The organism is Methanocella sp. MCL-LM, assembly GCF_049676595.1.
GTDB lineage: Archaea > Halobacteriota > Methanocellia > Methanocellales > Methanocellaceae > Methanocella_A.
This window is the reverse complement of the sequence record NZ_CP187259.1, coordinates 2,746,902-2,767,059: the sequence shown is the minus strand read 5'-3', so window position 1 is coordinate 2,767,059 and position 20,158 is coordinate 2,746,902. Positions and strand designations below refer to the sequence as shown.

Annotated in this window: 19 protein-coding genes; 7 read left to right on the top strand and 12 right to left on the bottom strand. The window is 50.1% G+C overall.

Annotation, left to right across the window (positions count from 1 at the left end; genetic code table 11):
• The first annotated feature begins 1 nt into the window (after position 1).
• The 3 genes from fni to ACPLPM_RS14105 all read left to right on the top strand — a co-directional run bounded on the left by fni (position 2) and on the right by ACPLPM_RS14105 (position 3,466).
• Positions 2–1,075: a type 2 isopentenyl-diphosphate Delta-isomerase gene (fni, locus tag ACPLPM_RS14115; protein ID WP_424357415.1), complete on the top strand. Its 1,074-nt coding sequence runs from the start codon at positions 2–4 to the stop codon at positions 1,073–1,075.
• Positions 1,076–1,165: 90 nt separating this feature from the next.
• Positions 1,166–2,503, top strand: a complete 1,338-nt coding sequence (locus ACPLPM_RS14110) for an RNase J family beta-CASP ribonuclease (RefSeq protein ID WP_424357414.1) — start codon at positions 1,166–1,168, stop codon at positions 2,501–2,503.
• Positions 2,504–2,581: 78 nt separating this feature from the next.
• Positions 2,582–3,466, top strand: a complete 885-nt coding sequence (locus ACPLPM_RS14105; RefSeq protein ID WP_424357413.1) for a class I SAM-dependent methyltransferase — start codon at positions 2,582–2,584, stop codon at positions 3,464–3,466.
• A gap of 35 nt (positions 3,467–3,501) precedes the next feature.
• Here the strand turns inward: ACPLPM_RS14105 and ACPLPM_RS14100 are convergent, their stop codons facing one another.
• The 10 genes from ACPLPM_RS14100 to ACPLPM_RS14055 form a co-directional block, all read right to left on the bottom strand.
• Positions 3,502–4,296, bottom strand: coding sequence for a hypothetical protein (locus ACPLPM_RS14100; protein ID WP_424357412.1), 795 nt, complete (start codon positions 4,294–4,296; stop codon positions 3,502–3,504).
• A 117-nt stretch (positions 4,297–4,413) separates the two neighbouring features.
• Complete coding sequence (locus ACPLPM_RS14095) at positions 4,414–6,174, bottom strand: histidine kinase dimerization/phosphoacceptor domain -containing protein (RefSeq protein ID WP_424357411.1); 1,761 nt, start codon at positions 6,172–6,174, stop codon at positions 4,414–4,416.
• A gap of 377 nt (positions 6,175–6,551) precedes the next feature.
• The gene (locus ACPLPM_RS14090) at positions 6,552–7,406 is read right to left on the bottom strand and encodes a carotenoid biosynthesis protein (protein WP_424357410.1); all 855 of its coding nucleotides are present in this window, start codon (positions 7,404–7,406) and stop codon (positions 6,552–6,554) included.
• A 19-nt stretch (positions 7,407–7,425) separates the two neighbouring features.
• Complete coding sequence (locus tag ACPLPM_RS14085; RefSeq protein WP_424357409.1) at positions 7,426–8,307, bottom strand: UbiA family prenyltransferase; 882 nt, start codon at positions 8,305–8,307, stop codon at positions 7,426–7,428.
• Positions 8,308–8,366: 59 nt separating this feature from the next.
• Positions 8,367–10,295, bottom strand: coding sequence for a histidine kinase dimerization/phosphoacceptor domain -containing protein (locus tag ACPLPM_RS14080; protein WP_424357408.1), 1,929 nt, complete (start codon positions 10,293–10,295; stop codon positions 8,367–8,369).
• Between the two features lie 251 nt (positions 10,296–10,546).
• Positions 10,547–11,275, bottom strand: coding sequence for a fumarylacetoacetate hydrolase family protein (locus tag ACPLPM_RS14075; RefSeq protein ID WP_424357407.1), 729 nt, complete (start codon positions 11,273–11,275; stop codon positions 10,547–10,549).
• Positions 11,272–12,048, bottom strand: coding sequence for a dihydroorotate dehydrogenase electron transfer subunit (locus tag ACPLPM_RS14070; protein ID WP_424357406.1), 777 nt, complete (start codon positions 12,046–12,048; stop codon positions 11,272–11,274). Before ACPLPM_RS14070 ends, ACPLPM_RS14075 begins: the two co-directional genes overlap by 4 nt.
• Positions 12,045–12,950 carry a dihydroorotate dehydrogenase gene (locus ACPLPM_RS14065; protein WP_424357405.1) on the bottom strand — a complete coding sequence of 302 codons (906 nt, stop codon included), beginning with the start codon at positions 12,948–12,950 and terminating at the stop codon, positions 12,045–12,047. Before ACPLPM_RS14065 ends, ACPLPM_RS14070 begins: the two co-directional genes overlap by 4 nt.
• Before the next feature lie 164 nt (positions 12,951–13,114).
• The gene (locus tag ACPLPM_RS14060; RefSeq protein WP_424357404.1) at positions 13,115–15,190 is read right to left on the bottom strand and encodes an Eco57I restriction-modification methylase domain-containing protein; all 2,076 of its coding nucleotides are present in this window, start codon (positions 15,188–15,190) and stop codon (positions 13,115–13,117) included.
• A gap of 63 nt (positions 15,191–15,253) precedes the next feature.
• Positions 15,254–15,520 carry a hypothetical protein gene (locus ACPLPM_RS14055; protein ID WP_424357403.1) on the bottom strand — a complete coding sequence of 89 codons (267 nt, stop codon included), beginning with the start codon at positions 15,518–15,520 and terminating at the stop codon, positions 15,254–15,256.
• A 299-nt stretch (positions 15,521–15,819) separates the two neighbouring features.
• Here ACPLPM_RS14055 and ACPLPM_RS14050 point away from each other — a divergent pair, with 299 nt between their 5' ends.
• Genes ACPLPM_RS14050 through ACPLPM_RS14040 form a run of 3 tightly spaced genes read left to right on the top strand, consistent with a single transcriptional unit; the run spans position 15,820 to position 18,326 of the window.
• The gene (locus tag ACPLPM_RS14050) at positions 15,820–16,761 is read left to right on the top strand and encodes a beta-ribofuranosylaminobenzene 5'-phosphate synthase (protein ID WP_424357402.1); all 942 of its coding nucleotides are present in this window, start codon (positions 15,820–15,822) and stop codon (positions 16,759–16,761) included.
• Positions 16,762–16,767: 6 nt separating this feature from the next.
• Complete coding sequence (locus ACPLPM_RS14045) at positions 16,768–17,664, top strand: NOP5/NOP56 family protein (RefSeq protein ID WP_424357401.1); 897 nt, start codon at positions 16,768–16,770, stop codon at positions 17,662–17,664.
• Positions 17,661–18,326, top strand: coding sequence for a fibrillarin-like rRNA/tRNA 2'-O-methyltransferase (locus ACPLPM_RS14040; RefSeq protein ID WP_424357400.1), 666 nt, complete (start codon positions 17,661–17,663; stop codon positions 18,324–18,326). Before ACPLPM_RS14045 ends, ACPLPM_RS14040 begins: the two co-directional genes overlap by 4 nt.
• Positions 18,327–18,961: 635 nt before the next feature.
• On the opposite strand, the gene ACPLPM_RS14035 is transcribed toward ACPLPM_RS14040, so the two are convergent.
• Together ACPLPM_RS14035 and ACPLPM_RS14030 are read right to left on the bottom strand one after the other, a co-directional pair.
• On the bottom strand, positions 18,962–19,342 hold the full coding sequence (locus ACPLPM_RS14035; RefSeq protein ID WP_424357399.1) for a PqqD family protein: 381 nt from the start codon (positions 19,340–19,342) through the stop codon (positions 18,962–18,964).
• Between the two features lie 25 nt (positions 19,343–19,367).
• Complete coding sequence (locus tag ACPLPM_RS14030; RefSeq protein ID WP_424357398.1) at positions 19,368–19,718, bottom strand: twin-arginine translocase TatA/TatE family subunit; 351 nt, start codon at positions 19,716–19,718, stop codon at positions 19,368–19,370.
• 188 nt (positions 19,719–19,906) lie between these two features.
• On the opposite strand from ACPLPM_RS14030, the gene ACPLPM_RS14025 reads away from it, so the two are divergent.
• Complete coding sequence (locus tag ACPLPM_RS14025; protein ID WP_424357397.1) at positions 19,907–20,134, top strand: hypothetical protein; 228 nt, start codon at positions 19,907–19,909, stop codon at positions 20,132–20,134.
• Positions 20,135–20,158 lie beyond the last annotated feature (24 nt).

Sequence of the window (20,158 nt, the reverse complement as noted above, 5' to 3'; positions counted from 1 at the left end):
CATGGGAACCTCAAGAAGGAAGATCGAGCATCTGGACATCTGCGTCACCGAAAAAGTGGAGTCTCACGGCAACGGTTTCAACGACGTGGAGCTGATCCACAGGTGCCTGCCGGAGATCGATAAGGCTGACGTCTCAACCGAGACCAGGTTCCTCGGACATCTGTTTAACTCTCCTATCATGATCGCTTCCATGACTGGCGGCCACCCGGAAACTACCCTGGTGAACGCCAACCTCGCGAAAGCAGCAGAAGCGCTTGGCATAGGCATCGGCGTAGGCAGCCAGCGGGCTGCCCTGGAAGACCCGGCTCAGGAAGATTCCTACCGGGTGGTTCGTGACGTGGCGCCGAAGGCCTTCATATACGGTAACATCGGCGCTCCGCAGATCCTCCACTATGAGCTGGAGAAGATCGAGCGGGCGGTCGAGATGATCGATGCTGACGCGCTTGCAATTCACCTGAACTTCCTGCAGGAGGCAATTCAGCCGGAAGGGGACCTTGATGCAAAAGGCTGCCTCGAAAAAATCGCTGAAGTCGCTTCCGGACTTTCTGTCCCGGTCATCGTGAAAGAGACCGGCGCAGGCATCAGCCACCTCGATGCGTACGCCCTGCGTAAAGCGGGCGCATCCGCCCTCGACATCGGCGGTCGGGGAGGCACCAGCTGGGCGGGCGTCGAAGTGTACCGGGCCCGCATGGAGCAAGACCGGATGGGCGAACACCTGGGCCGCAAGTTCTGGGACTGGGGTATTCCCACGGCAGTAAGCATTATCGAGGCTGACGTAGGCCTGCCCATCATTGCCACTGGCGGAATCCGTGACGGAGTCACGGTAGCCAAGTCTATAGCGCTCGGCGCATCCCTCGCTGGCATCGCCCTGCCGCTTGTGTCCGCGGCGAGAGACAGCCCGGAGAAAGTCCAGGAAGTTCTGGAAGTATATATCGAAGAGCTTCGCGCCACGATGTTCCTGACGGGAGCGCAGTCGATCGAAGCTTTGAGAAGAGCCCCGGCAGTCATCACAGGCCACACCCGTGAGTACCTGGAGGCAAGGGGCTTCAAATGGGCTTCTTTTGCCCAGCGGTAATGGGCAAAACCTATGCCCAAAGGTAACGGGCACACGTCCAGAGGTTGGACGTGATTTACGCCCGGAGATAAGTTACAGGATGTAATACTAATGAAAGATGTAGGAATCATCGCGGTCGGCGGCTACGAGGAAGTAGGCCGCAACATGACCGCCATAAGAGTAGGAAAAGATATCGTAGTCATGGACATGGGTGTCCGGCTGGACCGGATTCAGATCCACGAGGAAACCGAGATAGAAAAGATGCATTCTCTCGACCTCATCCAGATGGGGGCCATACCCGACGACAAGATCATGAATAACGTTGACGGCAACGTGATCGGTATCGTCTGCTCCCATGGTCACCTCGACCACATCGGCGCAGTCCCCAAGCTGGCCCACCGGTACAAGTGCCCGGTCATCGGCACTCCGTTTACCGCCGAGCTGATCAAGCAGGAGATTGAGTCCGAACGCAAGTTCGACGTGGCGAACAAGGTTAACGCACTGCCCTGCGGCCAGATTATGGAGCTCTCCAGGAACATTTCCATCGAACTCATCAGGGTACAGCACAGCATCATCGACTGCGCCTTCGTCGCAGTCCACACGCCGAACGGAGTCATTCTCTACGCCTGCGACTTCAAGATCGACAGGACCCCGGTTGTCGGAGAGGTGCCTGACTTCAAGAGGCTCAAGCAGATCGGCAAAGAAGGCGTCCTCGCGATGATCACCGAGAGCACCAACGTCACCCGGTCCGGCAAGACGCCGTCCGAAAAGGTCGCACGGGACCTAGTCTGGGATGCTCTTCTGGGCACCGAGGAAACCGAAAGCGGCGTACTCGTCACTACTTTCTCCTCGCACATCGCCAGGCTGAAGTCGATCATCGATGCGGCGGAAAAGATGAACAGGATACCTGTTCTCCTCGGTAACAGCATGGAGCGCTACTATGGTACCGCCCTGAAGATGGGCTACGTGAAAAAGCCTGACAACCTCCGCATCTTCGGCTACAGGAAGTCCATCGTCAAGGAAGTCAAGCGCATCATGGACGACGGTAAAGAGAAATACCTCCCCATCATCACCGGCCACCAGGGTGAGCCCGGCGCGATCCTGGGCAGGATTGCCAGCGGCGAAGTCGACTACAAGCTCGAGTCGGGCGACAAGATCATCTTCTCCGCTAACGTGATCCCTAACCAGCTCAACATGGCAAACCGCTACTCGCTGGAGACCAAGCTCAAGATGAAGGGCGCCAGGATCTACGACAACGTCCACGTGTCCGGCCACGCGTACAAGGAAGACCACTGGGAACTGCTCAGGATGGTCAAGCCCGAGCACGTCATACCCGCCCACGGTACCCTCGAGATGCACAGCGCCTACGCCGAGATGGCCGAAGACACCGGCTATGAGTTCGGGCAGACCGTGCACATTTTGAGAAATGGGCAAGAGCTGAGCCTGTAAATTGGGCTCAAGCTTTATTTTATTTTCAAGACAGTAAACTTTATTAGTCTCTTAACCATCTCTTACTGGGGATTATATTTGGATGAATCACCGACCTGCGGGCAGGACATCTCAACCGTAGAAGTCCACAAGCGGATCAACCGCTATTTTACCAAAACACAGGCGTTATATGAGCTAATCTGGATGACTCAGGACAGCCTGGCAATGCACTACGGAGTCTGGAACGACTCGATCAAAAACATCAACGATGCCCAGATTAACGAGAACCAGCTGGTCGCTGACTGCCTTAAGCTGGAATCCTCGGATATCGTGCTCGACGCAGGCTGCGGTGTCTGTGGTTCGGCTTTGTGGATGGCCGAAAAGTACGGGTGCAAGATCAGGGGTATCACGATTTCGGATAAACAGGTGGAACACGCGAAAAAGTTCATCCGGCAGCGAAAGATGGAAGACCGAGTCACGGCCGAAATGAACGACTTCTGCAATACTGGCTACCCCGACCAGTCTTTCACGAAGGTGTTCGGGATCGAAAGCATTTGCTATGCGCCGAAAAAGGCAGACTTCCTGAAGGAAGCTTACCGGCTGCTGAAACCGAAAGGCCGGCTGGTAGTCGCCGACGCCTTTCTGCCCCGGGAGGAATTGGCCGATGCAGAAAAGAAAATGTACGAGGACTGGTGCGAGGGATGGGCAGTCCCGGGGCTAGAAACGATCGGCGGGTTCAAGCAGCAGCTCCGTGCTGCCGGATTCGATAACATCGAGTTCAGAGACATCACCAAATACATTATGCCGTCGTCCAGCCGCATCTGGTGGATCAACATACCGTTTTATTATCCCTATAAGCTGCTTTATCCGATTCGTCTGGTTTCCCGCACTATCTACATGGATATGATTTCCAGCGTGTATCAGAAGGACCTGTTTGAAAACAGGACTTTTACCTATTGTATCGCCAGCGCGGAAAAACCCTGAAGAGCCAGGTTTTCTATTCATTTTTTCCATTTAGTCTAGCTCGTTAAGCCTGCGGTGTAAAATATTGCTTTACTGAGGGCCAGTACCACTGGCCACAGTATAAACTCGGCATCAGCCAGTACGTATGTGTTATTCAGCAGATGCCTTTTATCTGATGTAGCTCCGCTGTTGGCATAATAGTACGAGTATGCGGAAAAGAGGATCAGCGATATCGCGTAAAGGGGAACAATATCCGTGATTACGCCGACAATAAGGACTATGATCGATAGTACGTTTATCCAGTTTATCGCTCTGATCGAATTAGCTGTTCCCGCTACGATTGGGATAGTCAACAGTGATGATCTTCTATCTGCCTCGATGTCTTTTATGTCGAAAAAAATCGCATTTGCAAATAGTCTCAAAAACAAAAATATGAACATGAAAAATATCAGCAGATCAGGCTGGATTGAGTAGAGTAATACAATAAAGAATGTCCCGTACCATGCCCAGAGCGTGGTTGCGTAGATGCTTTTAAAGCCTATGATTTTCCTGGTCAGCGCTTTGAAAAAATATGTATACGTTATGCCTCCGAAGATGATGACCGCCATAAAAATCATTAGCTGGATGCTGCTGATTATCACCATTAACGCGATGAGCAGAGTGATAAGCAAAGTCTGCAGATATATGGAGATATTTTTCCTCTTTTCCAGGTATTCGACTTTTTCCCTGTCAGTAAAAATGTCCTTGTCGAGCTCGGACTGGTAGTTGAAAGAATAGACGATCAGCGGGATGACGTAGGATAGCAGCAGGGCATAGAAATTGATTTCTACGTTAAGCAGGAGGGTCATCACGAGCAGCAGCGAGGGCCCGATTAGCGCGGTGATGTGGGCGCCGTATTTTATTTCCTGGAAAAACAGCTTACAATAGTAGTTTATCATTTCAACCAGCTGACCTTCAGGTTTTCTATACTACCTTTTAGCGTCGGGGAAAATAACTTCGTACCGGACGCCGTTTTCCTTTTCTATCTTTATCTCAGCGTTGATCTGCTCTGTCAGCGCGAATATCAGGTTCATACCCAGCGTCCGGGTATTTTTGATGTCCACGTCCTCTTTGAAGCCGACTCCGTCGTCTGTGATTTCCATTCGGAAGTTCCCGTTCTCACCCTTTTTTATGGTTATGCTGATCTTGCCTTTCCTGCCGTCCGGAAAAGCGTGCTTGAAGGAGTTTGATATAATCTCGTTAATGATGAGCCCGAGGGGTATAGACGTATCGATGCTAAAGGTGAAGTCATCGATGTCCTTCTCGATGTTGATGCGATCCACGCTGATCCCGTAAGAATTGTAGAGGTTTTTAACCAGGCTGTCTACGTAATCTTTTATGCTGATACAGGCCATGTTTTCCGACTGGTAGAGTTTCTCGTGGATCAGCGCCATTGACTTGATCCGGTTCTGGCTGTCCTTCAGTATGTCATTTAGCTCCTTGTTGCTCATTAATGTCGATTGCAGGCCCAGCATACTGGAGATAATCTGCATGTTATTCTTGACCCGGTGATGGATCTCCTTGAGAAGCACTTCCTTCTCTTTCAGCGACGTGATGATCTTCTCTTCGTCTTTCTTGTGCTCGTTAATTTCCTTCTGCAGTGCGTTGTTTAAAATATACAGTTCTGCTGTCCTCTCTTTTACTCTGATCTCCAGCTGGTCGTACGAGTTCTTCAGGGCCTCTTCCGCGTTCTTTCTCGCGGTAATATCTTCTGCAATTAGTATATAGTAGGCGATTTTCTTATCCGAGGACTTGGTCGGAAACAGCTTGAGCGAGAGATATTTCTCCTTATTGTCCGCCGTTACATACCTCACGCTGTCCACGTGGACGGGTTCTCCCAGTTTCACTTTTCTCAGGCTCTCGACGACGCTTAGGTCCAGGTTAATGTTATAGTCAAAAATGTTGATATCCCGGGGAGTATCTGTTTCAGCCAGCCCGAAAAGCTCGTAGAATGTCCGGTTAGCCCTTAAGACCGTGCCATCGGTATCACACATGCACATGGCATCCGGCGAGTGCGTAACCATGTCCTGAACCAGCAGGGTCGTGTCTTCCAGTTTTTTGTTGATTTCTTCGATGGTCTGGGTTTTGATGTTGCTCAGTACATACACTACCAGGGTCAGGGTCAGGAAGATCAGGGCCAGATCATAGAATACCTGTGGTGCCAGGTTAAAACTGCTCACGTCAAGAGTCTTTAGCAGCGACAGCATATCCCCGGCGAAGCTCAGTATACAGTACCCGAAGATGATCGAAAAGAGGTACCTGTGCTTGGTGGGAATATTGATCAGCAGGTTAACCGTCGAAAACGAGATCAGCAGGACGTCAAGAATGAGCATCAGCGTGTATAGGTACGACCTGTAACTTTCGGCAATGTACGACGTTACATTCGAAAGGGTAAACAGTACCAGTAATATTATGAATATCCCGTTGATGTAAAATATCGTTTGTATTACGATACTGGCGAGCTTGTTTTTTTGCTCGAAAAATACTTTTAACAAGGCTACGAGGAGGGGTAAGTAGCTGATTACGGATACCAGCATGCCTATCGGGATGATGAGCGGCGAATCGATCACCGAGGGCAATACATACCATATAGTGCCCGACACCACGACTGAGATCATCGTAGCCCCGATGGCGATAAATATCAGTTTGGAAGTACGGTCGTTGTTAGAGGTATACAAGATATAGCTCATCGGCAACCCCAGAATAATTATTCCAACAACACCGATGACGCTGGTAATGGCAATATCCGAGGGAACGTACGAATATACGATCAGAATGGATGACGTAATCAGGCTGATAAGAAATATTGCAACCAGCAATATTAAAACGAAATTAAATCCTTTAACCCTTACAATTTTTGCATCCATGATATTACCATTTAAATTTGCTTTTTCCTGGCAAATACCTTAAAAGTAGATGGGCTTGCATACTAAAAAAGATTTTGGCGTCACTCAAAATTTTTGTATTTTAAGCTTTTGTCAATAATACAAAATTAATTACTATTAACATATATGGGCGGTTGGATTTTAAGTATTAAAGAGAATTTAAAATTTAATAAATTATGTTATTATATTAATTCTTTACTATTCGATATAATAACTAAGGATATTATTGTCACGAACATGGTTGTGAATACTGCAATCAATCCCATGGATAAAAAGATATCACTCGTACCGGGTGGGGCTCTAAGATTAATGACTCCATACGCGGCCTGGATGATATATACAATGGCTACTGCAGCCCAGTATGGCCTGGTGTTAAAGACTGTCGTTTTTAAAGTTCCTATTATGTCGTACTTCGATAGGTATATGGCAAATACCTGGAAGAAAATAAAGACCACCAGGAACCATCCAAAGAAGTTCATGACCGGAACTCCGTAAAAGGGCCCGGGATTGGTCCATATCCATAATTTATGCACGGTAGATGCTATGGGGTCCATCGTAAGGTCCCACATTACCATGATGAAGGTGGCGATAAACGGGACTAAGAATACGTGTTTTCCTTCCAGTTGTCTGCCATACTGTCCCGTTATCACGTGAGCTAACATCCAGGATAAGTATCCTATTGAAAAGTACGCAAACATGATGGTGACTGGCACGTCAAATAGCCGGGGTCCTTCCATGTTTACATAGGTATAATAGCTAAAGGGGAACCCAGTTACAATACTTAAAGCTTCAAAAAAGTGACTCACGATCCAGGCAATGAAGAAAAATATAACCATGTTTTTCAAGCCGTAGCGTTTTATTCCATGGGCGGAAACTATGGCAAAAACTATGATCGTCATTATTACTGGCTGCATTTCATCGATGATTTTGATATCGTTAAACAATATCAGCAAAACTGTCACAATCGACAGTACGATTATCGATGCGTAAAGTAGCCTGTTGAATTTATCGTCACTATTCTCGCTTGCCCCAAACATTACTCATCACCGCTTAACATTAGAATATTGTACCATTCATCATTATTTTACCTATAAACAGGGCTATTGGCCAGAGTATAAATTCCGCATCTGATATTATATAAGTATATTTTAAAAGGTCTTTACCGGCTGTGCTATTTCCTTTTATTAGATAATACTGAGTATAAAGGGAAAATACTCCCAGCGAAATCGTATACAATGGAACAATACTTGTGTACACTGAATATATCAAAATTATCAGAGAGATAACATTCAGTAGCGATAATAGGTAATACGTATTTTTCTTTCCGATCATGATGGGTATGGTCATCAAGCCTTCTTGCTTATCTGTGGCCATATCTTTGATGTCAAAAAATACGTTATTGATGAATATCTTGAGATAGATGAATACGAACAGGAATATAAACATTACATCAAGGGTCAACGAATATAGAAATATGTTAAAGAATGTGCCGGAATAAGCCCAGACTGCTGTGGAGAAAACATTTTTAAAAGCCGGCACTATCGAAGCAAGACGCTTAAAAATGATCGTGTACAGTATTCCTCCGGTAAAAATTATAGCCAGGAATATGATAAATGACAGACTATTGATAAGCACCGAAAGTACTATTGTAAGAATTAAATATGTATAGAACAGGTAAGGAAATACTCTATTTCGATCGCTTAAATAGCGAGTCTTGTCGGAGTTCGTCAGCTTATCGATCTCAAGCTCTTTCTGATAGTTATAAGAGTATACCAGTAAGGGTATCAGGTAGGCAACCATCAGGCTTGTATAGTTCAACGGCAGCTCGAGAATTATTATTGATATCAATACAAACGATGGTCCGATAAGGGCTGTAATATGCCCTCCGTAAATCACTTCATTTCTAAAGCGAGATATTATGCTCGATAATGTCGACATTTTTATACCAGTGATCTTCCTTAACTTTTTGAATAACCAAAATTCAGCACATCTATGCCTTACTTATTATACTGGAACGTTATTACGAACTGGGCACCTTTTCCGCTATCTACTTCGAGTGTTCCATTGATCTGATCTATCAGTATGTTGACAATATTCAACCCTAGCGTTTTTAAATTATTGATATCAAAATCTTCCGGGAGCCCTCTTCCATTATCTTTTACGAGGATTTTATACTGGCCCGATCCTTGATCCTTTATGCTTATATAAATCTCCCCCTGCGCACCTTCCTCAAAAGCATGCTTCAGGGCGTTTGTTATCAGCTCATTTAAGAGCAGGCCGATAGGGATTGCCATGTCGATATTGAACGATATGTCCTCAATATCGGTGGTAATTTTGACATTGTTGACCTTTTTTCTATATGAACCTAACAAATTACTTATCAGGCTGGATATATATACAGAAAAATTAACGTAAGCAAGGTTATTCGACTGGTATAACTTTTCGTGGATTAAGGCCATCGACTTGATCCTGTTCTGGCAATCCCTGATTATGTCAATGAGTTGTCCATCGTTTACATATGCAGTCTGGAGCTCCAGCATGCTAGATATAACTTGCATGTTGTTTTTGACCCTGTGGTGGATCTCCTTTAATAGCACTTCTTTTTCTTTTAGGGATGCCTTTATTTTTTCCTCGTCTATCCTGTGCTCGGATATTTCACGCTGAAGTGCGTTGTTTAGTATCGAAAGTTCCGAAGTTCTCTCGTTGACTTTCGCTTCCAGAAGCTCATAAGCGTTCTTCCTATCCGTTATGTCTACACCCATCAGTATGTAGCTGGTGATGTTACCGTCTGAAGAATAAGTCGGGTAGAGTTTAAGCGAGAGGTATCTGAATTTTTCTCCGTGAGGTATCTGCACGCTCTCGATTACCACCGTCTTACCACTTTTCGCTTTCTGAAGCATTGAAGTTATGTCTGAATCGGTCTTGAAATTATAGCTGAAAATGTTGATACATTTACCTTCTTCACCGGCGATGTTCATAATTTTATTGAACTCGTTATTAGTTTTCAGGACGTTGCCCGCCGGATCGCACATGCATATCGGATCCGGGGACTGGGTAATCAGATCTTCGACAACCAGGGTGGTATCCTGTAATTTTTTATTCACTTCTTCGATCGTCGTAAATTTTATATTACTCAGCAAGTATGCGATAAGCGCGCCAATCAAGAATAAGAACATACACCCGTAGACAATCTCGGATATGTCCGGTAGACTGTAAATATTCATAAACTTGATGAGCTCACAAGTATCCCCAATGAAGCTTATCGAGTAAAAAATGAACAGTATAGAGTAAATATACCTGTGCTGGGTGGGGATGTTTATCAGGAATAAGACGGTGGATAATGATACGATGAGCACGTCTCCAATGACTGCCGCTGTATATATTACAACACTGTAGTTATTGCCGGCATAGTCAGGCATGTGGGTGAGTATCAAGTACAGGCTGGTTAGTATGAACGTGCTGTTGATGTAAAAAATCAACAGCTTGATTACTCCTGCCAGTTGTGATTTCTGGCTGATGAACGTATCTAGTAGTATAAAAGCCAGCGGAAAGTATCCCAGGACCATCATCAGCATTGCGATCGGAATTAAAAAGTTCGCATTGATCAACACTGGTACCAGGAACCACAGGATGCCTGAAATAGAGTTAAAAAGGATCATTAACGTAAGGCCGAGAAAAATCCTTCTAATAGTAATGTTCTGCGTTGTTATATATAGATAAGTAGATACGGGTAAGCATATGAGTAAAAGTCCCACAAAACCTATGACGCTTATAATCTCCAGATTTGCCGATACTATCGAGTATATAAATAATATTGTCGTAAAAATCAATAGTATTAGCTGGATGGCAATAAGTACAATAAATGTTAAATTATAGCCCTTAACTTTCAATATATTAAAATTATACTTACCCTTCCCCAGGCTCATCCGCTAACCCCGACCATTGGCTTGTCCAAATATCCCTATTATCCCAGATGATTACTTTTTATTACTTCTAGTAAAAAAAGATTGTGGCTTATTTTGAATAATTTACTTATTATAACCTGATATAACTCCAAATTAGTAATTACTATTATTTATTTCATAAATGTTAAGCTTATTCTGCATTTATCTGGAATAAATTATCTATATTTACTGTTAGAATAATCTAAGTGTTAAAAAATATGGTTGAAAAAAGTTTAAAACACTTTATTTTGTAGCGTACCGATCTTCTCGATCTCTATCTCTATGACGTCACCCTTCTTCATCGGCCCTATGCCCGAGGGGGTTCCTGTGGCAACGACATCCCCCTGTTCCAGAGTCATGACGCCGGAGATGAACTCCACGAGCTGGTAAGGATTGAAGATCAGGTTACTGGTATTGGAACTCTGCTTGATCTCGCCGTTGAGCTTAGACTTAATTGCCAGCCCCACCGGATCGATATCGGTCACGATGAACGGCCCGATCGGGGAGAACGTGTCAAAGCCCTTGCCCCGGGTCCACTGGCCGTCCTTCTTCTGCAGGTCCCTGGCTGTCACATCGTTAAAGCAGGTATAGCCGAGGATGTAGTCTTTGGCATATTTGGCGGGAACATGCTTTGCGCGCTTGCTGATGACGAAAGCCAGCTCTGCCTCGTAGTCTACTCTGGCGCTCTGTTTGGGATGGATGATATTTCCACCATGGCCGACTATGCTGGAAGGCGGCTTCAGGAACAGAATGGGCTCTTCGGGCAGCGCCTCTTTCATCTCCGCGGCATGGTCCTTGTAGTTCAGCCCCACGCAGACGATCTTCGTCGGGCTGCACGGAGGTAGTACGGTTACTTTGCTCATATCGTACTCTCTGCCGGCAATGTGCGAGTGTACTTTACCGTCGATTACCTCGCCGGTGAACTCGTGGTGGTTATGCCTGAACTTACCGATGATGGTCATATTTTAATTCTCCTGCCACTGGCATCCCGGGCGTACTTGCCCATTTCAGAACGCAGCAGGGTTTCGCCGTCGAATATGGGTCCGTCCCTGCAGACTCTCAGCCCCTCCGGATCCATGCAGCAGCTGCCGCATACTCCGATTCCGCACTTGATATAACGCTGCAGGCTGAACTGGGACGAACCGGCTACGCCGGCTTCGTCAAGAGCGCACAACACCCTGTACATCATCTTCTCCGGGCCGCAGCAGTATATCTGGGTGAACTTTTTTAAGTCAATCGACTTCAGCAGGTCGGTGACGTATCCCTTTTTGCCGTAGGTACCATCGTCCGTAGCAACGATTGTCTGTCCTGCCTTGTGGTACCTGCTCTCGAAGTGGACTTCCTCTTTTGTCCGGTATCCTGCCAGCGTAGTCACTTTAACGCCTATTTTACTCGCTTTTTCTCCGAGGGGTGCCAGCGGTGCGGAGCCGACGCCGCCGGATATCAGGAGTATGTCGTCGCCGACGATCTCCCAACCGTTGCCGTAGGGTCCGCGAATGCCTACCGAGTCTCCTACTTTGAGCTTGAACAGGGCTTCCGTCGCCTCGCCGACCTTCTGCACGGTGATCGCGTCATCGTAGGACAGCGTCATCGGGACTTCGTCAACTCCGCGCACCCAGACCATCACGTACTGTCCGGGTTTACCCCTCAGCCAGTCGGAGACGTCCAGCCTGAACGTCCTGATCGTCGGTGTCTCGTCGATGATCTCGGTGATTGTCGCATCGATCGGTTTCACTGCTTAACCCTCCTGTGGGCCATCCCTATAATGTCTTTCAGCTGCATGTTTTTCCTGTCCAGGTAATCCGATATGCCCATCGATACCGACGCGAAGGTGCCGATGTCCTCGTACACTGCAGAGCCAATCTCTACGGCGCAGGCGCCGGCCATCATGAATTCGATCGCATCGGCCCAGTTGGATACTCCTCCCACGCCTATGACTGGTATGTCAAGAGTCTCATAAAGATCGTAAACGCACTTGACTGCGACCGGCTTGACCGCCGGGCCCGACAGGCCGCCAGAGCGGTTCCCAAGAATCGGCCAGCCAGTGTTGATGTCGATGGCCATGGCCTTCAGGGTATTAATTGCTACCACTGCGTCGGCGCCGCCTTCCTGGGCAGCCAGGCCGATTGGCTTGATATCCGTGACGTTGGGAGTAAGCTTAACCCAGACTGGCACCTTGACAGTCGCTTTAACCGCTTTCGTAATCGCTTTGACCAGCTCAGGGTCAGTCCCGCACTGCATCCCGTAACCTTTGGCGTGAGGGCAGCTTACGTTCAGCTCGTAGGCGTCCGCCCCGGGCAGGCCGTTCGCTACAGTGGTGAACTCTTCCGGGGTCGCCCCGAAAATGCTGGCGATCACCGGCACTCCTGCCTCTTTCGCAATCTCCAGCTCCTGCCTGAACTCCCCGTAGGACGGGTTTGGCAGCCCCATCGCATTGATGTAGCCTTCTTCCAGGCGAATCATCGACGGATTGTGGTGGCCGAGCTTCGGCTCGGTGCCGATCGATTTAGTGACCACGGCCCCCGCGCCCATGGACGCGACCCTCTTCAGAGAGGCTCCCGTAGTCCCAAGCACTCCTGCTGCCAGAATCGTCGGATTCTTCAGCGTGAGGCCGCCGGCGTTACAAGTGATCTTCATAGTATCCAGCTTAAAAAAGGTGGAAGGAGCATATAGATTTTTTCGAGCCTTCGGCTCGGACCATGAAGAAAACTGCTGAGGTACCATGCCAGAACAGATGAATTGACCTAAAAACAAACATAATACCTAAAATCTTAACGGCCAGGCGTCGATGAGCCATAATCTCAAGTCAGGCGATATGTAGCCCGTTGAGTGATCTTAAACCCTTCCCGGCTCTCGATCATCTCTATGATACGCCTGATATCGTCCCCTATGAGCGCCTCTGCGTCCGCAGGCTCACCGATGGCTGCCAGCACTGCCGAGGACAGCATGTGCATGTCCGTGAAGTATATCTCGTAGACCAGCGCATCCATAAGCCTCCTGTCCAGGTATTCTCTCGTCTTCCCGTCTGTCTCCATAATCTTCCGGGCAACATACGCAATGGCATCCTGTACCTGCTCTGGCGCCCTCGGTATCGGCAGCGCCTCGATACTGTAGTTCCGGACGTTGTTCTGGGAGCAGAAGACCTCGAAGTACCAGTTCAGCACCGCCGAGTTGAGCAGGCCGAGGAGGTAGAGCGGCTGAATTTCCGGGTCCGTGATGACAATCTGCTTGATCGAGTTGCCGCAGACGTATCCTGGGGGCAGGAGGGCAAATTTCAGCCGGCGGCGGCAGGCTTTGTTTATGGTGTTGCGGCCGATGATGCGGGGCTGCTCGATGACTCTGGCAGCGGAAGGCCGCTTTTCCAGGAGCCCCTTTTTGTTCACCCACCGGGGGCTGGCACCGGTCTCCGAAAGATCCACGCAGTACTCGTGTAGGTGGATTCCTTTGATGAACATGTTCCCTGTCGGGATTTCCGATACGAACTCCCTGTCAATCGTCTCGTCCAGGTGCCCGACGCATATGTCGCCTGCTGCGGCAAAATGGCCGTCGCCTTTGAAGGGCGGCACTTTCCGCAGGTGCTTCAGCATGGTCCACTCGATCGCCGGGGCCGTTAGCAGCGGTACTTCCATGCGGCTGTTTGTGAGGGTCTTCAGCTCGTCCAGGTTGACTGATATGGACTCCCCTTCAAGGGTCTCTACGTCGGCGCCAAGCCGCAGGCTGAACTGGCTGCCAGGTTCTCCCCGGTGTAAAACTATAATTGCCGTTGCCTGGTTGACCCGATCGAACGCCCGGGCCTTTTCAGGTATCTCTACGATCTCTCCGATAGAGCAGGTATCAAAGATGTGGCGCCTCAGCTTTTCCGAAGACGTCTCGTTCAGGAAGGATGACGGGATAATGAGGCCCAGGCTGCCGTCAGCTTTCAGCAGCGAGAGGTTACGCTCTATGAACAGCTTGTAGAGGTTGAGATTGCCGTCCTGTAGCTTGTATAGGCCGCTCTTCATGATGTCCGATGCGAACACTTTTTTTCTGTTCCGGCTGTCGCTCTCCCCGCGATACATGCTTTTGACACGCATGTACGGAGGATTGCCTACTATTATGTCGAACCCCGAATCTTCCGGGGATGCGGAATCGGGCAGCAAAACATTATTTTTCGTCAGGCGTAACCCGGTGCTCTTCCATCCGTCGCAGCCAGCTTTTCTCAGTGAAAATAATAGCCTTGCTCTGGCCGCTTTCAGGGCATTCCCGTCGATGTCCATGCCGTAGATGTTATTCTCCAGAGTCTCGTGAAAAACCTGGCCGCCGGTCCTACCATCTCTGCCAAAAGCCTCTTTCAGCCGGGCCAGCTCTTCGGTCGCCGCATGCAGGAAGATGCCAGTACCGCAGGAGCTGTCAAGTACACTCACCCTGTTCAGTTGTTCCAGCGCTTTCCCGGCCTCTGTCAGGGAGCCAGAGTCAAGAATCTCGGCGAGAGTTCCCCATGAGCGGTCAGATTGCCTGTTTACCTGCCGCAGCAGCCACTGTTCTATCGTCCTTTTGCAGATGAACCGGGCCACTGCCGCCGGAGTATAAACGACTCCTGTATCTCGGGTTATCTGGCTTTTAATCCTGATCCTGGAAGCATCGAGTAGCCTGCACAGGTCTTCGGCCGGGTCATCCATCGATTGAATCAGGTCTGCGATAGATTCCAACCGGGCACTCTTACCGGTTGAACTCTCCGCTCCCGAAAAGCCGGCATTCGATAAGAGGCAGGATACCAGCGCATCATCAGCATAAGCTCTTGCTGCTGCCATATTTCCGCCGAAGGATTCTGCCGCCATCGTGCCGATCAGCCGTAAGTACCGATCGGTAAGGCTGCCGTTAAGCCTGTCCCGTGCCATGGGTTAATCCAACGGGATATGACCCTTAAAAAGGTTAAAGGTTTGGATACTGGTGGAGCCAGGTCAGGTATGGGACGGATCGATGATATCCATCTTGCGACGATCCGGGCTGACAAACTCCCGGATCACCAGCTCGTCGCAATGCGGGCAGTAGTACTGTATCTCCCCGATATCCTGCGATTCCATCAGCTCGATGACCGCGTACTTATCAAATTCCTTATTCCTGGCCGGACACCGCTTAGTCTGGCCTTTCCTGCGCGGTAGCGACCACTCGACATCCCGGAAGCTGCGTGTCATGTTAAACGGTCTGGCAAAAGTTCCCCTTGGCATGGATATATCACAAAGAATATTTTTGGGTATAACAAGAAAAATTCACCCCGCGTCTTGCCCGGCTTGCAATGCAGCAACCGGCATGCATCCATACCTTATGGCAAATCCTGGCGGGGGCTTTTGTATTTATGGCCCGTCCGGGCATATGGGGCTGAAGTAGCTGGTATCGAGTTATGTCAATTATGTCTCGATACCTATCTTAGGCCTGTCCCACGCATCCGATCTTTTAACCCCGAAAAGCGATACAGTTATGCTACATGGCAGGGTTAATTGATTCATTCGATACATTTAGGAGGAGCATGCTGAGAATCAGGACCCCTTCCCGCATCCACATGACGCTTATTGATATGAACGGCTCTCTGGGCCGGGTCGACGGCGGGATAGGGATCACGCTGGAGGAGCCATGTATCGTGCTGGAGGCAAAGCCGGCAGATACCGTAGAGGTCAGCGGCGATCCCGAGCTGAACGAACGAATGCGGAAGGCATGCGAGACAATATTGCCCGGCAGGGGCATCGACCTCAAGATCAAAAAGTCCTACTGGAACCACATCGGGCTTGGGTCCGGCACCCAGGCTGCGCTTGCGGCGGGTATGGCCATGTCCACCATTTACGGGTTAGGGCTTACGCCCCGGGACGTCGCCGCGAAGATCGGCAGGGGCGGGACGTCCGGGATCGGCATCGGCTCCTTCGAGCACGGCGGCTTTATCCTCGACGGCGGCCACCGCATGGACGCCAAGAATGCTTTTCTGCCCAGCTCGTTTTCCAAAGGCGTGCCTCCTGCACCGGTTATTCTGCAGCGGGACTTCCCGGAAGACTGGGACCTTGTGCTCGTGATTCCTCCTGCCAAGGGTGCTTACGACGTCTACGAGAAGGACATGTTCGCCAAGCTTTGCCCTGTGCCGCTTCACGAAGTGGAGCGGCTCAGCCACGTCATCCTCATGCAGATGCTGCCCGCCCTTGTAGAGAAGGATATGGACACGTTTGGCAAGGCAGTGAACACCATCCAGGAGCTCGGCTTCAAAAAGTGCGAAATCGATCTTCAGCCGGGATCGAGAGAACTGATCGAAGCCATCAGGTCAACTGGCGCCCCGGGTGTCGGAATGAGTTCCTTCGGGCCCACGATCTACGCGATCACAGACCAGCCTTCTAAAGTAGAGGCCGAGGCAAAGCGCCTTGTCAAGAACTGCACGGTGATCAAGACTCGCGCCAGAAACCTGGGCGCCGAGCTGACCGAGGTTTAAGATAATATGAAGGTGTGGTTCGGAGAGCAGGCCACCGGGGGCGGCTGGAAAATCGCCGGAAAGACGCCCGAAGAGCTGGCCGCTTTTGCGGGCTGCGCCGAGAGCTCCGAATCGATCCATAGTCTGGATTTTGAAAAAATTGCCATCGAAGCGGGGCTATGCAGCTCTCCGGCCGAGTACGTCCGGCTGGTGCACGACACGGCTATCCTGGTTGCCAGAAGCCGAATTCAGGCTCTGCTCTCGGGCAAGGATGCAGACATCGTCCAGTCGATCAAAGCCCTCGATACCATTCACGACGCTTACAATGAAGTTTCCGAGCGGCTGACCGAGTGGTATGGCATTCACTATCCCCAGCACCGGGCCCGGCCTCAGGAAATAATTACTGCTATTCTCAACTTCGCCCCGGGCGAGGTGCCCCCCGGAGCTCCGCTGACAGCGATCGATATCGCAGCCATGCAGGGGTTTGCCCGGGCTGCACAAGTCCTGTCCGACGAGCGAAAAGCTCTGGAGCAATATATCATGGCCTGCATGGATGACGTAGCACCCAACCTGTCGGACGTGCTCGGCCCCTTGCTTGGCGCCAGGCTGATCGCCCGCGCCGGAGGCCTCGACAGGCTGGCAAAGCTGCCCGCAGGCTCCCTCCAGGTGATGGGTGCCGGTGAAGCGCTCTTCAAGCATATCCGGGAAGGCACTCCGTCTCCCAAGCACGGCTTCATATACCGACACCCGCTCATCAGCGGCTCACCCAAGCGTCTCCGGGGCAAAATGTCCCGCATGATCGCCGGCCGTGCCACCATCGCAGCCAGAGTTGACGCATATTCCGGGGAACGCATGGACCTCGGCTCAGACGTCCGCGCCAGAGCTACCCGGCTCCGCGGCGGGCAGAGGAGGCCAAAAGCATGAGCTCGATCACCAGAGCCAGGCCCGCGGGCATCGACAATACTTATTATCTCACCGCAGGTGAAGAAGAGCTTCTGGCCACCCGTACCACTTTCAAACAGGATGATGCGACGGAGTTCGAAGGAACTTACTACCGGCCGTGGAGCCCGGTAACGAGCAAGCTATCCTCCATGCTCATCAAGGGAATGAAAATCCCCCTTGGCCGCAGTTCCCGAGTCCTGTATCTCGGCGCCGCCAGCGGCACCACGGTGACCCACGTCTCGGACATTGTCTCGGACGGAGTAGTATTCGCCGTAGAGTTCGCCGCCAGGCCCGCAAGAGACCTGCTCACGGCCATCGAGCCCCGCACCAACGTCATCCCCATCATCGCAGACGCCCGCTATCCGGAAAAGTATCCCCCGTTCATCGACCGAGTCGACTTCATCTACCAGGACGTAGCCCAGCCGGACCAGGCCTCCATCGCCATGGCCAATGCTGAAAAGTACCTTTCCAAAGGCGGGCACGTGGTCGTCGCCATCAAAGCCCGCAGCATCAGCATCACCGAAGACACCGAGACCATCTTCAGGCGTGAAGTCGACACCCTGTCCCGAAAGTTCGAGGTATTACAGACCGTCTCCCTCGAGCCTTTACACAAAGACCATCTCGCCGTACTCTGCCGCTACTAAATACTACCAACTCAGAATATTTGAACAACGGCGGCACGGCTCCTTATCCCGACAACGGGAAAACAGACGTTCTAACCACGGCGGCACGGCGACACAGAGACAATGCGGGAAACGATAGCAGGATGGTTATTTAAACCACGGCGGCACGGCGACACGGAGACAACCCGTACCCGAATAGATAGGCACCTTTTTTATTGATCCACGGCGGCACGGCGGGCTGACGGCACGGAGACAAATATATTTTGCTCCCTTCAGGCTATTGATCGTAAGTCAGGCTGAAACGATTGGATAGCAAGCTTATGGTTAATGCTCTGTCTTGGTGTCGCCGTGGACTAAAAAAGAGTTCACTTTTACCGGTTTGCCACTGTCTTTGTGTCGCTGTGCCGCCGTGGTTCCAGTTACCATCCGGCTAGTCGTAGATCGCTCTGTCTTTGTGTCGCTGTGCCGCCGTGGTTCCAGTTACCATCCGGCTAGTCGTAGATCGCTCTGTCTTTGTGTCGCCGTGCCGCCGTGGTTTAAAAATTTGATCTACAATTGTCAGGATAAAGAGCCGTTCCGCTGTGGTTTAAACAGTCGGAGTGCTTGCAGTGGTATGAAAACTATTTACTATGGCTGGTATTTTGAAAAAAGTTAATTTACGACGTGTCGAGGGTGATGAGCTCATTCCTGATGAGCCGGTTGATGAACTTGGACAGCCTCTTTTCGACGTCTTTGTCGCTGCTCTTGGTGCGCTTGAGAATGATCTCTTTAATCTCTTCGACCGTGTTGTTGCCGTCGCAGAGTTCCCAGACCATGGAGCCCATGGGGTTGAACCGGAAGCTGCGTTCGTCGGGGATGTCGATGAACCGGCCGAGGAGCTTCATCATGGCTGTCTTCTTGTAGGGCAGGTAAAGCTTGATGACGTCGGAGTTGAGCTTTTCCCAGTCCACCTTGTCGTTGCGTACCGGCCTGGACTGCATGTATTTTTTGTAAGGGATTTTCGCGCCGTTTCCCTTGGTAGCCACGAATCCTGCCATATAGTCAAACAGAGGCGCTTATCGGCTAAATATCTTTCTTGCCGCCCTGTGGGCTGACAGAGTCCTCCAGGGGTGCAGCTGGCTGCCGGGGGACTGCCGCAGCAATCTCTGATAACAGCTGATCTTCCGTCTTATTCTCCGTAGCGATTCCCATCTTCCTTGCTATGCCCACCACTTTCTCGGAAGGGGGCCTGACAACCGGCTTAGAAACAAGCGCATCCTGTGACTGGTTCAGCTCTCTTTCGAACTCCCGTTGTGCTTTCTTGATCTCCGCGTAAATCTTGCCCAGCTCCCGCAGGTATTGCGGTAGCTTATCCGGGCCGAAAAGCAGCAGGGCTACTATGCCTATCAGGAGCAGGGAGTCAAAGCCGACCATGGGGATGTCAGACTATACTGGGCTTGCAGATTATAAATAGTTTGATCACCGGCCATAAGTTTTAAGGAGCCTCTACAAACTAGGTATTCGATCTGATATCCTATCATTTATTTTTATTGGAAGAGAATAGAAACTTATTTATAGACAGCAACCGATTGGTATTCAATAAATTATATAAGGGTGTATTTATGCGGTCGAAATCATCCGGAAAACTCGGCGGGGAAGAGGATATCGATACGCTGGCAGAAACGCTCTGCTCCCACGTTAAAGAGCTTTACCGGTACAACGAGGAGATCGAGAGGAAACGATCGTCTCTCACCGATATCGAGCGGGAGATCACCGATCTGGAGCGGAAAGCCAGGTATGTCACCGATTCGATCAACAAGCTGCAGGCAAAGATCGGGCTGCAGGATTAATTATCACTTGATGAGGTGAACCCT

Bases quoted from the DNA above. Each gene is read 5' to 3' on its own strand.
- fni (WP_424357415.1), top strand. From the start codon at position 2: ATGGGAACCTCAAGAAGGAAGATCGAGCATCTGGACATCTGCGTCACC.
- ACPLPM_RS14065 (WP_424357405.1), bottom strand. From the start codon at position 12,950: ATGAAGATCACTTGTAACGCCGGCGGCCTCACGCTGAAGAATCCGACG.
- ACPLPM_RS14025 (WP_424357397.1), top strand. From the start codon at position 19,907: ATGCGGTCGAAATCATCCGGAAAACTCGGCGGGGAAGAGGATATCGAT.
- ACPLPM_RS14080 (WP_424357408.1), bottom strand. From the start codon at position 10,295: ATGAGCCTGGGGAAGGGTAAGTATAATTTTAATATATTGAAAGTTAAG.
- ACPLPM_RS14035 (WP_424357399.1), bottom strand. From the start codon at position 19,342: ATGGCAGGATTCGTGGCTACCAAGGGAAACGGCGCGAAAATCCCTTAC.
- ACPLPM_RS14110 (WP_424357414.1), top strand. From the start codon at position 1,166: ATGAAAGATGTAGGAATCATCGCGGTCGGCGGCTACGAGGAAGTAGGC.
- ACPLPM_RS14045 (WP_424357401.1), top strand. From the start codon at position 16,768: ATGAAGGTGTGGTTCGGAGAGCAGGCCACCGGGGGCGGCTGGAAAATC.
- ACPLPM_RS14050 (WP_424357402.1), top strand. From the start codon at position 15,820: ATGCTGAGAATCAGGACCCCTTCCCGCATCCACATGACGCTTATTGAT.
- ACPLPM_RS14060 (WP_424357404.1), bottom strand. From the start codon at position 15,190: ATGGCACGGGACAGGCTTAACGGCAGCCTTACCGATCGGTACTTACGG.
- ACPLPM_RS14075 (WP_424357407.1), bottom strand. From the start codon at position 11,275: ATGACCATCATCGGTAAGTTCAGGCATAACCACCACGAGTTCACCGGC.
- ACPLPM_RS14090 (WP_424357410.1), bottom strand. From the start codon at position 7,406: ATGTTTGGGGCAAGCGAGAATAGTGACGATAAATTCAACAGGCTACTT.
- ACPLPM_RS14055 (WP_424357403.1), bottom strand. From the start codon at position 15,520: ATGCCAAGGGGAACTTTTGCCAGACCGTTTAACATGACACGCAGCTTC.
- ACPLPM_RS14030 (WP_424357398.1), bottom strand. From the start codon at position 19,718: ATGGTCGGCTTTGACTCCCTGCTCCTGATAGGCATAGTAGCCCTGCTG.
- ACPLPM_RS14095 (WP_424357411.1), bottom strand. From the start codon at position 6,174: ATGAGCTATATCTTGTATACCTCTAACAACGACCGTACTTCCAAACTG.
- ACPLPM_RS14040 (WP_424357400.1), top strand. From the start codon at position 17,661: ATGAGCTCGATCACCAGAGCCAGGCCCGCGGGCATCGACAATACTTAT.
- ACPLPM_RS14085 (WP_424357409.1), bottom strand. From the start codon at position 8,307: ATGTCGACATTATCGAGCATAATATCTCGCTTTAGAAATGAAGTGATT.